The following is a 12,353-nucleotide window of genomic DNA, read 5'->3' as shown; positions in this document are numbered from 1 at the left end:
GGCCTCAATGTCATCAGCACATGGGCATGCGGGTTGCCCTCCTTGTCGTGGTAAACCCAATCGACGACCATTCCCTTCGCGGTGAGATTGTCCCGCACGAATTCGCGCACCAGCGCGATATTCTCGGCCCGCGTCAATTCCTCCGGCAGTGCAATGATCAGCTCGCGCGCCAGCTGCGCATCCGCCCGCTTCTCGAAAGCATCGAGCGCGTTCCACAGCACTTCGCTGGCGCCGGCGACGGAACGCCCGTCGATTGCTGTCCGCAGCCAGGCCGGCATCTGGTCCGGCAGCGCCAGTTCCTCATGAACCAGTTCGTATGCCCCACCCCTATAGCTGAACGACGTGCCGGCCTGTTCGTCCATCATTCGGGCACGGTGGCGGTAGGCGGCGGCCGAGACGATGCTGCGTCCCGCTCCCCTGCTGAGCACCTGCGCTCTGACGAACATGATCGCCACTGCCGCCTCCACATCACCCGAGTACGTCGCTACAGCGACGTATATTGCGCCCTCAAACCGATCGGACCGAAGGGCCGATGCCGCTTTTCCGGAAGACGGCCATTGGCCGTCTTCCGGCTGCGATGTTTTGGGGTTGGTGCAAAATAGCCTATTTAACTATCGTTTTCTAGTTAGTATAATCATCATGCTGAGGCTAATTTCAGGAAAGGAAGGTACACCAATGGCCGTAAAATCATCGATTTCTGATCTCGATGCACAGATGGAGAAGCTGCGAGAACGTCGGCGGGTTTTGATAGTTAAATCGGCCGAGCGATTTGCCCGCGCGGCGACGAAATCCGGGCTGGCGGAAATGGAGATCACCGACGAGGAGGTCGAGCGGATCTTCGAAGAGATCGCCGCTCGATTTCGCAAAGAGGAGAAGAAAGGGGCCGGCGGCCCGCCTCCTCAAGCGCGTCGACCAGCAGCTGGTGGCGCTGGAACGGCGCTGGAGGTTTCACATGACGGCTGAGCGGAAGAAAGATGCACGCGAGAAATTTCTGCTTGGCGGCATCGTCGTGAAAGCTGGTCTGTCGATGGCGGACCGGGCGTTTCTGCTCGGCGGACTCATCGAGCTGGCGACAGTGATGCCGGGATCGTCCGAACATCAGCGGCTACGCGATATCGGTGAAGAGGCGTTCAAGGCCCCTTCGCTCGATCCTTCTTCACCGCACGTCGAGGAGAACGCCGGATGGCGCTGAAGGGTCGATTGCATGCAAGCCTGCTGCTGGTCTTCGTGCCGATCGCCGTGACAGCGATCACCGTCTACATCACCGGATGGCGATGGTCGGCACTGGCTCACGGCCTAGCCGACAAAACCGAATATTGGTTTCTGCGAGCAGCCCCCGTGCCGGCGCTGCTGTTTGGGCCGCTCGCCGGACTTCTGGCCGTCTGGGCGTTGCCGCTGCATCGCCGACGGCCTGTCGCTATCGCCGGCCTCTTCTGCTTTCTCGTCGTCGCCGGATTCTACGCCTTGCGCGAATATGGACGCCTGGTCCCATCAGTGGAGCGCGGCGTGGTCACATGGGACCAGGCGCTTTCCTATCTGGATCTCGTTGCCGTCATCGGCGCGCTGGCGGGCTTCATGGCAGTGGCGGTCGCCGCCCGGATCTCTGTCGTCGTGCCCGAGGCTGTTAAACGGGCACGGGGCGGAACCTTCGGCGATGCCGATTGGCTCCCAATGTCGGCGGCGGCAAAGCTCTTTCCACCCGACGGTGAGATCGTCGTCGGCGAGCGTTACCGCGTCGACAAGGAAATCGTCCATCAGTTGCCCTTCGATCCGAAGGATCGCAGCACATGGGGACAGGGCGGCAAGGCGCCACTGCTCACCTACAGCCAAGATTTCGATTCCACCCATATGCTCTTCTTTGCCGGCTCGGGCGGATACAAGACGACCAGCAACGTACTGCCAACCGCCTTGTGTTACACCGGCCCTCTGATCTGCCTCGATCCTTCCACCGAGGTCGCGCCAATGGTGGTCGAGCATCGCACCCGTGCTCTCGGGCGTGAGGTCATGGTGCTCGATCCGGCTAACCCGATCATGGGCTTCAATGTCCTCGACGGCATCGACCACTCGACGCGGAAAGAGGAGGATATCGTCGGCATCGCCCACATGCTTCTGTCCGAAAGCCTGCGTTTTGAATCCTCGACAGGATCCTACTTCCAGAACCAGGCGCACAATCTCCTGACCGGACTGCTTGCCCATGTCATGTTGTCGCCGGAATATGCCGGCCGGCGGAACCTGCGCAGTCTGCGCCAGATCGTTTCCGAGCCAGAACCCTCCGTGCTCGCCATGCTACGCGACATTCAGGAACACTCGGAATCTCCCTTCATCCGCGAAACGCTCGGCGTCTTCACTAACATGACTGAACAGACCTTCTCCGGTGTCTATTCGACGGCGTCGAAGGATACGCAATGGCTCTCATTGGACAGTTACGCCGCGCTCGTCTGCGGCAATGCCTTCAGGTCGAATGATATCGTATCGGCCAGGAAGGATGTGTTCCTCAACATCCCGGCGTCGATCCTGCGCTCCTATCCCGGCATCGGGCGTGTCATCATCGGCTCTCTGATCAACGCCATGGTCCAGGCCGATGGCGGCTTCAGCCGCCGAGCGCTCTTCATGCTCGATGAGGTCGACCTGCTCGGCTATATGCGGGTGCTGGAAGAGGCGCGCGATCGCGGTCGCAAGTACGGCATCAGCATGATGCTCCTCTATCAATCGGTCGGGCAGTTGGAGCGGCACTTCGGGAAGGATGGCGCGACCTCATGGATCGATGGCTGCGCTTTCGCCTCCTACGCCGCGATCAAGGCGCTCGATACGGCGCGCAATCTTTCCGCCCAATGCGGGGAAATGACGGTTGAGGTGCAGGGGCGTTCGCGGAACATCGGCTGGGACGCGAAAGGCGGCGGCGCGCGCAAATCCGAGAGCGTCAATTTCCAGCGCCGGCCGTTGATCATGCCGCACGAGATCACCCAGTCGATGCGCAAGGACGAACAGATCATCATCGTCCAGGGCCATAGCCCGATCCGTTGCGGCCGGGCGATCTATTTCCGGCGGAAGGATATGGACGCGCAAGCAAAGGCCAATCGCTTCGTGCGGACTTGATGGCGAGGGCAAGCCTGCCTCTCCGGGTTTCAGTGGTATTGAGGAAGTGTACAATGAGGAAAGAGCTGCCTCACGGCAACTCCTCCTCGGCGTATTTGGCAAGTTCGGCGCGCGCGGCTTCCAGCTCCGCCTTGATGCGGCGACGCTCCTCGACGGTAGGTGCTTCTCTGGCTTCAAGGCGCAGTTCCTCGATGGTGCATTCGATGTTGAAGGCGCTTTCGTTCGTCATCGTCATCTCCTTGTTGACGTGAAAGATGACGCCGGCAGTCGTGAGGATCGGGCCGGGTCAAGGTTCGCGTCAGCGACCGGCGGAGCCGGCGCGCGGAGGGGCCGATTTTGTCGGAGCGGAGTGCAACGCAGCGGAGGCAAAATTGGAGGGGCCGCACGACCTTGAGGCGGCCCGGTCCTCATGACAGGCTTGATGATCTGAGCAGACAGCTCACGTTTCGTTTGGCACCAGAAAACAGGCGGCGGGCAAAGCCTGCCGCCTCAGATGTGTCACCGCCGAAGCCGGCCCCGATCGCTCGAGGCCGGCAGCTCGTCATTCAGTTTGGATTGTTCCAGAGGATGACCTTGCGGTTCGGCTCGCCGCCGGGGGCTTGCGCGAGGTTGCCGAAGATTACGCCGATCTCCGGGGCCTCCAGCTTCACCGAAAGGTATTCCTCGCCAGTCTGGCGGGCGATACGGTTCCAGCCCGCGCCGATCTCGAAGCCGGTCTTGCGATGGATGATGCGATAGTCGGGAGCTTCCTCGCTCGCCTTGTGGGGGTTCGGGACGATGGCGATCGGGGCATTGACCCGGATGGTGGCGAAGATGCCTTCGAGGCTGCCGTCGGTCTTCTGCGTCAGGGTTGCGATCGTGGTGGCCATGGTATTGTCTCCTTCGGTTGCTCGGGACCATTCCCGATGGCGCCCGAAGAAGGGGCCGAGCCGCAGGCGTCACCGGAGCGCCAGCGCAGGGGAACCCCTTGCGGGTTGACGCTAGTGGCGGCCGGTCCCTTAAAAAGGCGACATGGAGAACGGGAATGGTCCCGCGCGACCGAAGGTCGGGACGAACCATTATGGCCGCTCGGTCCAGCGCTTGCGAAAAGACCAGGAGCTCTTGGAATACCCTCCGCCATTTCGCGCAAAGCCCTCGCCGCTCCTGACCACCGCAAGCGGGAAGCGCCCACCCACTGCTCCATCATCATATGTCGGCACCAGGCGGAACCGACACGGTGATCGCATCCGCGCTGCAGGCCGTGCAACTGCCGGGTGGGTTGTTCACTCCGAGATCGAATACGTGATGTTAGCCGACACGCCCCAGCAGCGCGGCTGACGGATCCGACAGTGGTCCGCCAGGCACCCAGCTTGAGCGCCCTGGCCAGCCCGCGTGATTGAGACCGGTTTCGTCGAGCGTTCTTCGCCAGGCCCAGGACGCGCCAACACATCACAAAACGGAATCCATCGGCTGCAAAGGATTCCAAACTCTCGTTGGACAGCGTCGGTCCGAGCAGGAATGATTCCCGGCATGAGCCGAAAGTCGTTCCACCTCCATTGTCAGCGCATCGACGCCAGCCGCAACATGGCGCGCTATTACACGCTTGCAATCCAGCCGACCTTGTTCGGCGAAACCGCGGTCGTGCGAAGCTGGGGACGAATTGGCAGACGTGGCGGCGAGAGAACCGACGTATTCGGCACCGAACAGGAAGCCGTGGCGCATTTTCTCGATCTTGCCCGCCGGAAGCATCGGAAGGGCTACAGGCCGACCGGCGGCTGCGATGCTGTCGGTGATCCGGCCTGATTGCTGGACACCTATCCGCGAGTCACTTGCCAGAACGAGGCGCCCCTCTCTACGCAAGGGATCGTCAGGCCGTCAGGCGCGAAGACTGCACCGCAGGCTTCGTGGAGCCGGCTCGCCGACGGAATAGAGCCCGGTCCGGCGAATACGCCGGATCCGCCCACACCCTGCTCACGCTTGAGGCGGGCACGACAAAACTATTGCCCACGTGGGTCCGGCGAAGTTGAAGGATCCGAACAGGTCAAGAATTCAATGCCGTAAAGCGGCACATTCTGGTCTTCCGAAACAAAATGCGCTCCCTCCGCGGCCGCCTGCGCCATGAGGAGATGGTCGAAGGGATCTCGATGATGGAGCGGAAGCTTTTCCAAGTGCGATCAGATGTGAGTCGGCAATATCGAGCCTATGAAACGACGCTTACGAGCACATCGTTTTCGGGATCGCTAATGAGGCTGCGCATATGACTGCCCAGCCTGTCGTCGTCATTCAGCCACCATAGCAACGCATGCGTATCGAGCAGAAGCCTCACCTCCCGTCTTCCATCGCCTTCAGGACATCTGCGGGTAGGCTGTCAAAATCATCGGAAACTCTGATCTTGCCGCGCAAAGCGCCGGGCTTGCGCACCGCCACGTCGACTGACGGAGGGCCGATTTCGGCTACGACCTTATGATGAGACATCAAAACGGAACCTCTGCCCATCCTGAACCTGCTTCAGGAAGGATGTCAGATTACCGCGAAACTCCCGCACGCCCACACGGCGGGGAGAAGATACGTTCGGTCGAGGTTCAGACATCCTTGGCATGCTTCCTCCAGTTCGGCTTGAAGGTGATCTGTGTCACGTTGCGGGCCTCGGCCCAGCAGGCTGCTATACGCTCGGCGCCTTTCGGCGCACCGCCGTGGAGCAGAATCATATCTGGATGCTTGAGTTGCGCCTGGTCGAGCTTTGCCTAGATGCGTTGGTGATCGTTGTAATCCATACCGCCGGAGAAAGCGATCTTGGTCCCGGCCGGGATCAGCACCTCGGTCTCGGCGCGGCGGCGTGCGGAAAGGAAATCCCTGGAGTCGATCATCGCCGCGGTGATGTTGGCTTCGTGGCCCCTCTCTTACTCTTCCGTTACGGCCGCGCACCTGCGTCCTGCTGGCCTGCAGCGGAAAATTCATGCGGTTGCCAACTTCCAGATTTCGGATCCATGACTTCCAATCAACAACTCGTTGACTTCCAATTTTCATGGTTGAGAATTCCTATTTCGGAAGGCACGCGCCACCGTCAAGGCCAGCGATCTTGGAGGATTGAAGGAGCTGGCGGAAACATGCGGGGAGAAGTTCGCCTTCGGAGTCGTCCTTTATGACAGCACCGATGTCGTCCCCTCGGCGACCGGTTGCAGAAGCTCCCCTCGTGCCTTTGGCGATTAGCCGTTTCCAGTCGCTCGGACCTACAACCGATATACTACCTATTTTAAGATAGTATAACCGTCAAGGTTCGTGCTACGCATTCTCACGTGGTTTGGTCGGCCGTTCCGGCGAAAGATGATTGTGAGAGCGATGTGCGACAGTTTCTGATTGGCGGGCAGGCGTTCGATGGCGACGCACCCGAGCTTTCGGCCCGGCTCGAACATGCCTACGCGCAGAAGCTGCGGCCACTTTGCCGATGCAAAGAGCCGCCGCTTCCCATGTACATCGCCCGCGTCGACGATCTTTATGTCATCAAGCGCATGCCACTTTCGGGGCGGGACCATGACCCCGCATGTCCGTCCTACGAACCGCCCTACGAATTATCAGGTTTGGGATCTTTGATCGGCAACGCGATCCAGATCGACGCGAGTGGGAAGGCTGCTCTGCAGCTGGATTTTCCCCTGACGAAGAAAGGCGCACGCAGCACACCCGCATCTCGCCCAGAGGCATCTTTGCCGGCGCTGCGCAATGAGACAAAGAAGCTCTCTTTGCGCGCCGTCCTGCACTATCTCTGGGAGGCGGGAGAACTGACGGAATGGCGCTCTTCGTGGGCCGGCAAACGTGGCTGGGGCCGGGTGCGGACAAGTCTCATCAACGCCGCCTCACAAATGACCGCTCGCGGTGGAGCTTTGAATGACATTCTGTTCGTGCCGGAAGGGTTTCATCAGGATGACCGGGAAGGTATAGCCGCCCGGCGGGCGGCGGCCCTGGCCGGTGCCTATGCCTCCGGTTCTGGGCCCCGGAAGCTGATGGTGAGCGTGGCGGAAATCAAGGAGTTCATTGCTGCCCGCGGTGGCCAGAAAATCGCCGTTCGTCATCATCCCTTCCCCTTCATGATTGAAGATGGGACATGGAAGCGATTGAGCGTAAAATACGAGACGGAGCTCGAACTGTGGCGGTCGAGTGAAGACTTCCATCTGATCATGATTGCGACGTTCTCGATATCCGCTGGGGGGATCACCTCTATCGAGGAGATCGCCATGATGGTTGTCAACGAGTACTGGATCCCGTTCGAGAGCATCCATGAGCAACATCTTCTGGAAAGGCTCTCAAGATTGAAGCGCAAGAGCGTGAAAGGCCTGCGTTTCAATCTCTCTCGGGAGCAACCGGTCGTCTCGGTCACCTTGCCGGAACAACACCCGGCTCCCGTCGCCATGTTCATTGTGCCTCCTGGTGCCGGTGAAGATTACGAGAGGGCGCTGGCCGAAATGATCGAGGCGAGGCCTGAAATAACAGCATGGATCTGGCGTGTTTCGGAGGAAGAGATGCCGAAGCTCCCATGATCGGAAGAGGCAAAATGTCTAGTTTTTTCAGTAATACTGACAATGGAATTGCTCCCGCACAGAGATCGACGCTGCCGAACGGTCGCGACCGAGACGAAGAAGTCGAGCGGCGATTTCTTCCTCATCTCCGCGAAAATGCGCAGGCTTAGATGTATCCGATGGTCAACGCCATCCTTGCAGGCGCCTCGAACGACGCGTCTGGGGATGTCGGAGGCGACGGGAGCAAGAGTCGGACCTTGGCTGCGGCTGCCAAAGCGTCGATATCGTCGGGAGCCGTGATTAGCCTTGTCTATCACGTGGCTATCGGGCTGTTACAGTGATCCGCGTCTCTCATGGCTGAGGCGGCTCACGCCGCCTCCTCCTCTTCCAGGTCCGGCTGCAAGGAATGCAGGTAATCGACGGCCCGCTGCGCATGCGCTGCCGCAGAAAAGATGGCGCGCTTGTCGTTGCCGAGAACCTTGAGCCAGCCATCGAGATAGCTTGCGTGGTCGGGGCGTGGTTCCAGTTCAGGGACGATGCCAAGATCGGCGCAAAGAAAGCAGCTCCCAAGTTCCGCGATCAGTTCTTCGCGGGCGCGTTCGCTCCTGTCTTTAGCATAGCGGCTGAGGTCACGATTAAGCCTCCGCGGTGCAGCGGTCCAGTGTGTTATCTCGTGACTAAGGATGGCCACATAAGAGGCGTCGTCCCTGAAGGCATTCAAGCATGGCATCTGGATGTAATCCCGAACGGCGGCATAATAGGCCGCCGATCCGCCGTGCCGGATCAGCGCGCCGGTATTGGCAAAGAAGCGAGCGGCGTCGCCGATGCGGCTCATCGGATCCTGGACAGCTGCCATTTCAGGAAAGCGCTCATAAAGACCGGCGATCTGATCGGTGTTGAACACCGTGTAGGCTTTGAGGAACGGTATATTCTGTTCGATCTCAGTGCCTCTGTCGATTGTCTCGGTGCGGATGAACGAACTGGCAAAGACCACGGTTGTGCCGGTTTCGCCCTTGCGGACGGCGCCGCCGAGCTCTTTTGCCTGGCGAAACGTCATCCACCTCGATGACTTAAAGCCGCGCGCTATGGCTTCAGACCAGAGGAGCAGAACGTTGATCCCGGTGTAGGGTTGACCGTTGTAGCGCAGTGGCCGGCTGACCTCGACTGTCGCACCTCCCGTCGTCCACGGTTTGGTCCATGACCGCACACCCTGTTCGAGATCGGCGATGATCTTCGTGGTGATGCGGCTGTAGATGTCGGAGCGTTGGTTAGATTGTTGCCTGCCCATATTTAAACCTCCGTTTTGAGGCCGCGGTCATCGCGACCTGCTACGGCGGTCCGAAAGCCAGGCTGCAAGCGCCGCCTGCACCTGCAAAGGCCGCAACGAAGTGGAGGACGGCAGAGCCGTTGCGGGGGCGCGAGCCTGGCAGGACCAAACGCCGGGGCAGGACGCGATGGCCGCAATACGATCGGGAGGTTGTTGACGAAGGCAGACGCGGCAAGATCCGCGAGCGGTAGCCCGTCACTCACGCCGCAGATGAACCCCCGCGAAGATGGTTTACCGAGGTGACGAAGTCCGCCGATGCCGTCTCGATCCTTCGGCGCGGCAAGCTGGTCGGTACCGGCAAGGTCGGTGAACTCTCCACTGCCGAGATGGCGGCGATGATGATCGGCGACGTCAAGCTCGCCGAGCTCGACAGCCGTCTGCCGGTGGCCGAAGCGGCAAGACCGGTGTTGACCGTAAGCCAAGTAAAGGCCCCGATCGCTCCGGCCTGAAGACGATCGAGATCGACGCGCTGACAGTCCGCTCCGGCGAGATCGTCGGCATCGCCGGCATATCGGGCAACGGCCAGAAGGAGCTGACGGAGATTCTCGCCGGCCAGCGCCCGACCGATGCCGGTAAGGTCATGGTCAATGGCGAGGCTTACGGCGCCACCCGCGATGAGACGCGCAAGAACAAGGTGCGTTTCATCCCGGAAGAGCCGTTGCAGAACGCCTGCGCACCCAAGATGAGCGTGAGCGAGAATCTTGCGTTTCGCACCTTCGACTTGAAGGCGAACGGCAAGGACGCGATCTGGCAGAATGAAGAAGCGTGCCTCGGCACTGATCTCCGACTTCAAGGTCAAGACCGCCTCTTCCTCTTCGCCGATCGCAGCGCTTTCGGGCGGCAACGTGCAGCGGGCGGTGCTCGCCCGCGCACTGACCGGCGAAGTCGATCTGCTGATCGTATCGAACCCCTGTTTCGGTCTCGATGTTCGCCATCGAGGAGTTCGGCACGGTCGACGTGTTCGTCAACAACGCCGGACTTCAGAGGGATGCCCCTTTCGCAAGGCCGATACCGCCGAGTTTTCAAGCCAATTCCGCCAAATTTTTCGTTGACGTGATCCGGATAGTTGAGATCGAGGTCGGTGAGGCCCGTCACGGGCGGCGCGCTCGTCCATCTGCATGACGGACGGCTTCGACGACTGGCCCGGCCACTCGACTCCAACGCGACGATCGACATGCGGCTGGAACCGGGGTAGCGCCTGGAACGTTTAGAGAACGAACTCAGGAGGCCGTTATGAGCAACAATCCGAAAACCAAGACATCGTCCAATACGCAGAAGGACCCCGACGATTGGGTGAGCGGCGACGAGCCAATGACGGGAGCGCAGCGGTCCTATCTGAAGACCTTGTCCGAACAGGCGCACCAGGCCGACGTCTATGCCGAGGATCTGACCAAGGCGGAAGCGTCCAAGAGGATCGACGAACTAAAGCAGTCTCTCGATTTGAAATGAGCGGCCGCGTGCGATGGCCAATTACTTGAAGCCGAAGGCTGAGGGCAGAACTTTTGCGCGCCGAAACATGTGATCGCACAACGGCGAAAGGTCGAGACCATGGTAGGCCTGCAACTCGGCGGACTGCCTCCGCGTGAGATTTGGCGTAAAGGACTTACGCCGCAATGCAGCTAATTGAGGCGTTGTCGCTGCAAACTAAACCTTCGGAACCAATGTGCACGACGAAGCAATTTGACTTGGGTCGCTGAACGTCTCCTCTGGAAAAATTGTTAGCTTCGTGATACATATTCGTCCAATCTGTAGTGCGAAGGTGACTAATGCCAACACCTCATAATCCTCCGGCCGCTGTGCGGCGCGCGCTGGGCAAACTGGGCGCAGACATACGCGACGCTCGTCGACGTCGCCGGCTGCCTATGGCTGTAGTGGCCGAACGCGCCTTCACCTCACGCTCAACGCTTCAGAAGATCGAAGCTGGCGACACCAACGTCAGCATCGGAATCTATGCCGGCGTCCTCCAGGCACTCGGCCTTCTAGATGGGCTAAGCCAAGTCGCCGACATCACCAACGACAGCGTCGGGCAGTCTCTGGCCAGTGCGGAACTACCTAAGCACGCTCACCCGAAGCGATCGCCGAGATCGTCACGCGATGGCTGATTTTGAAGTTCATCTCGACCTTCACGGCCGCACACGTCCGATTGGACTGACGCGGAGCAACCGCGTCCGTGGCACCGAGACGATCATGTTTGAGTATGACCGAGCCTGGCTTGAGGACCCCGACCGCTTCTCGCTAGAGCCCGCTCTAGCTCTGACCCGAGGAGCCTTTGCGCCACCCGCCGGCCTCGCAACTTTTGGCTCCATTGGCGACTCTGCACCCGATACTTGGGGCCGGCGCCTCATGCAGCGCTCGGAGCGGCGTACGGCTGAGCGCGACCGCCGGGCCGTGCGCACGCTGGCGGAAAGCGACTATCTGCTTGGCGTCGCCGACGAGACCCGGCTTGGTGCGCTCCGCTTTCGCTGGGTCGGCGAAGAGCAATTCCGAGCCCCGATCCGCGCGGGCGTCCCCGCCCTCATTGAGCTCGGCCATCTGCTGCAGATCACCGAACGTATTCTGCGCGACGAGGAAACCGACGAAGACCTCCAACTTATCTTCGCGCCTGGTTCGTCGCTTGGTGGAGCGCGTCCGAAGGCCTCTGTCATCGATCAGCATGGCCATCTCTCGATTGCCAAGTTTCCCAAGGAAACCGACGACTACAGCATGGAGACATGGGAGGAGGTTGCTCTGCGACTGGCTGAACAAGCCGGCATTGTCACGCCCCTCCACGAGCTCATCGACGTCGCCGGAAAGAAGGTCATGCTCTCGCGTCGCTTCGACCGAAATGGCGCCGTCCGGATCCCCTTCTTGTCTGCGATGGCGATGATGGGCGCAAAGGACGGCGAGCGCGGCAGCTACCCGGAGATCGTAGACGCACTGGCCGAACACGGCGCGCAGGGAAAAACCGATGCCCAAGCGCTTTATCGCCGCGTCGCCTTCAATGTGCTGATTTCCAACGTGGACGACCACTTGCGAAATCACGGCTTTCTGTGGCTCGGCAAAGCCGGCTGGTCGCTGTCCCCTGCCTATGACCTCAATCCAGTGCCTACCGACGTCAAAGCGCGCGTCCTTACAACTAACATCAATCTTGATGAAGGCACCTGCTCGCTTGATCTGCTGGAAGAAGCTGCCGGGTTCTTCGCCCTCACGCTCTCCCAGGCTCGCGTGATCATCAAGGAAGTCGCCATCTCCACCGCGACGTGGCGCGAGACCGCAAAAGCGGTCGGTGCGCGGTCGGCCGAGATCAACCGAATGGCCAGTGCGTTCGACCACAATGATTTGCAGCGAGCGCTGGCCCTATGACGAGAACCCTCATCCACAGTTTCGATCTGTCCTCGGCCAGCCCGATCACCGACGTGACCGTCGACCTCGATGTAGCGGACATTGAGGTTGCTGGCATT

12 protein-coding genes and 5 pseudogenes are annotated in these 12,353 nt (G+C 60.4%); 10 read left to right on the top strand and 7 right to left on the bottom strand.

Features of this window, described 5'->3' with window-relative positions:
• A partial coding sequence (locus tag EFB14_RS11220; protein ID WP_164737517.1) for a MobA/MobL family protein occupies positions 1–455 on the bottom strand: 455 nt, incomplete at its 3' end.
• Positions 456–675: 220 nt separating this feature from the next.
• On the opposite strand from EFB14_RS11220, the gene EFB14_RS11215 reads away from it, so the two are divergent.
• From EFB14_RS11215 to traG, 3 genes are read left to right on the top strand one after another with little or no spacing between them, the layout of a single operon-like run.
• Positions 676–963, top strand: a complete 288-nt coding sequence (locus tag EFB14_RS11215; RefSeq protein WP_125842712.1) for a TraC family protein — start codon at positions 676–678, stop codon at positions 961–963.
• Positions 953–1,192 (top strand): conjugal transfer protein TraD, encoded by a 240-nt coding sequence (locus EFB14_RS11210; RefSeq protein ID WP_126825288.1) that lies wholly within the window; start codon positions 953–955, stop codon positions 1,190–1,192. Before EFB14_RS11215 ends, EFB14_RS11210 begins: the two co-directional genes overlap by 11 nt.
• The gene (traG, locus tag EFB14_RS11205) at positions 1,183–3,096 is read left to right on the top strand and encodes a Ti-type conjugative transfer system protein TraG (protein ID WP_125842716.1); all 1,914 of its coding nucleotides are present in this window, start codon (positions 1,183–1,185) and stop codon (positions 3,094–3,096) included. The genes EFB14_RS11210 and traG overlap by 10 nt, the downstream gene beginning before the upstream one ends.
• Before the next feature lie 70 nt (positions 3,097–3,166).
• Here traG and EFB14_RS32870 read toward each other — a convergent pair whose 3' ends face one another.
• Together EFB14_RS32870 and EFB14_RS11200 are read right to left on the bottom strand one after the other, a co-directional pair.
• On the bottom strand, positions 3,167–3,325 hold the full coding sequence (locus EFB14_RS32870; RefSeq protein ID WP_164737516.1) for a hypothetical protein: 159 nt from the start codon (positions 3,323–3,325) through the stop codon (positions 3,167–3,169).
• Positions 3,326–3,641: 316 nt separating this feature from the next.
• Positions 3,642–3,965, bottom strand: coding sequence for a DUF736 domain-containing protein (locus EFB14_RS11200; RefSeq protein ID WP_125842718.1), 324 nt, complete (start codon positions 3,963–3,965; stop codon positions 3,642–3,644).
• Between the two features lie 628 nt (positions 3,966–4,593).
• Between EFB14_RS11200 and EFB14_RS11195 the strand changes: the two genes are divergently transcribed.
• A complete protein-coding gene (locus EFB14_RS11195) occupies positions 4,594–4,878 on the top strand; it encodes a WGR domain-containing protein (RefSeq protein WP_126825285.1) in 285 nt (94 codons plus the stop codon).
• Between the two features lie 194 nt (positions 4,879–5,072).
• Here EFB14_RS11195 and EFB14_RS33800 read toward each other — a convergent pair.
• The 3 pseudogenes from EFB14_RS33800 to EFB14_RS11180 form a co-directional block, all read right to left on the bottom strand.
• Positions 5,073–5,401, bottom strand: a pseudogene (locus EFB14_RS33800) (type II toxin-antitoxin system VapC family toxin).
• Positions 5,398–5,665: pseudogene (locus tag EFB14_RS11185) on the bottom strand (type II toxin-antitoxin system Phd/YefM family antitoxin). The pseudogenes EFB14_RS33800 and EFB14_RS11185 overlap by 4 nt, the downstream one beginning before the upstream one ends.
• Before the next feature lies 1 nt (position 5,666).
• Positions 5,667–5,960, bottom strand: a pseudogene (locus EFB14_RS11180) (DUF2493 domain-containing protein); the annotation flags it as partial.
• A 163-nt stretch (positions 5,961–6,123) separates the two neighbouring features.
• On the opposite strand from EFB14_RS11180, the pseudogene EFB14_RS33380 reads away from it, so the two are divergent.
• Positions 6,124–6,332: pseudogene (locus tag EFB14_RS33380) on the top strand (hypothetical protein); the annotation flags it as partial.
• Between the two features lie 84 nt (positions 6,333–6,416).
• Positions 6,417–7,607 (top strand): DUF1173 domain-containing protein, encoded by a 1,191-nt coding sequence (locus EFB14_RS11170; RefSeq protein WP_125842721.1) that lies wholly within the window; start codon positions 6,417–6,419, stop codon positions 7,605–7,607.
• Between the two features lie 346 nt (positions 7,608–7,953).
• Here the strand turns inward: EFB14_RS11170 and EFB14_RS11165 are convergent, their stop codons facing one another.
• Complete coding sequence (locus EFB14_RS11165; protein ID WP_126825282.1) at positions 7,954–8,874, bottom strand: ArdC family protein; 921 nt, start codon at positions 8,872–8,874, stop codon at positions 7,954–7,956.
• A 269-nt stretch (positions 8,875–9,143) separates the two neighbouring features.
• Between EFB14_RS11165 and EFB14_RS11160 the strand changes: the two are divergent.
• From EFB14_RS11160 to EFB14_RS11145, 4 genes and pseudogenes are all read left to right on the top strand, one after another.
• Positions 9,144–9,839, top strand: a pseudogene (locus EFB14_RS11160) (ATP-binding cassette domain-containing protein); the annotation flags it as partial.
• Between the two features lie 307 nt (positions 9,840–10,146).
• The gene (locus tag EFB14_RS11155) at positions 10,147–10,362 is read left to right on the top strand and encodes a DUF3072 domain-containing protein (RefSeq protein WP_125842725.1); all 216 of its coding nucleotides are present in this window, start codon (positions 10,147–10,149) and stop codon (positions 10,360–10,362) included.
• A gap of 317 nt (positions 10,363–10,679) precedes the next feature.
• Positions 10,680–11,015, top strand: coding sequence for a helix-turn-helix domain-containing protein (locus tag EFB14_RS11150; RefSeq protein ID WP_125842727.1), 336 nt, complete (start codon positions 10,680–10,682; stop codon positions 11,013–11,015).
• Positions 11,008–12,255, top strand: coding sequence for a type II toxin-antitoxin system HipA family toxin (locus EFB14_RS11145; RefSeq protein ID WP_125842729.1), 1,248 nt, complete (start codon positions 11,008–11,010; stop codon positions 12,253–12,255). The genes EFB14_RS11150 and EFB14_RS11145 overlap by 8 nt, the downstream gene beginning before the upstream one ends.
• The last annotated feature ends 98 nt before the right edge of the window (positions 12,256–12,353 follow it).

It is taken from the genome of Rhizobium fabae (assembly GCF_003985135.1).
Lineage (GTDB): Bacteria > Pseudomonadota > Alphaproteobacteria > Rhizobiales > Rhizobiaceae > Rhizobium > Rhizobium pisi.
The sequence above is the reverse complement of the archived record's forward strand: the minus strand, read 5'-3'. Positions and strand labels throughout refer to the sequence as shown.

Bases quoted from the DNA above. Each gene is read 5' to 3' on its own strand.
- EFB14_RS11150 (WP_125842727.1), top strand. From the start codon at position 10,680: ATGCCAACACCTCATAATCCTCCGGCCGCTGTGCGGCGCGCGCTGGGC.
- EFB14_RS11200 (WP_125842718.1), bottom strand. From the start codon at position 3,965: ATGGCCACCACGATCGCAACCCTGACGCAGAAGACCGACGGCAGCCTC.
- EFB14_RS11210 (WP_126825288.1), top strand. From the start codon at position 953: ATGACGGCTGAGCGGAAGAAAGATGCACGCGAGAAATTTCTGCTTGGC.
- EFB14_RS11215 (WP_125842712.1), top strand. From the start codon at position 676: ATGGCCGTAAAATCATCGATTTCTGATCTCGATGCACAGATGGAGAAG.
- EFB14_RS11145 (WP_125842729.1), top strand. From the start codon at position 11,008: ATGGCTGATTTTGAAGTTCATCTCGACCTTCACGGCCGCACACGTCCG.
- EFB14_RS11195 (WP_126825285.1), top strand. From the start codon at position 4,594: ATGATTCCCGGCATGAGCCGAAAGTCGTTCCACCTCCATTGTCAGCGC.
- traG (WP_125842716.1), top strand. From the start codon at position 1,183: ATGGCGCTGAAGGGTCGATTGCATGCAAGCCTGCTGCTGGTCTTCGTG.
- EFB14_RS32870 (WP_164737516.1), bottom strand. From the start codon at position 3,325: ATGACGAACGAAAGCGCCTTCAACATCGAATGCACCATCGAGGAACTG.
- EFB14_RS11165 (WP_126825282.1), bottom strand. From the start codon at position 8,874: ATGGGCAGGCAACAATCTAACCAACGCTCCGACATCTACAGCCGCATC.
- EFB14_RS11155 (WP_125842725.1), top strand. From the start codon at position 10,147: ATGAGCAACAATCCGAAAACCAAGACATCGTCCAATACGCAGAAGGAC.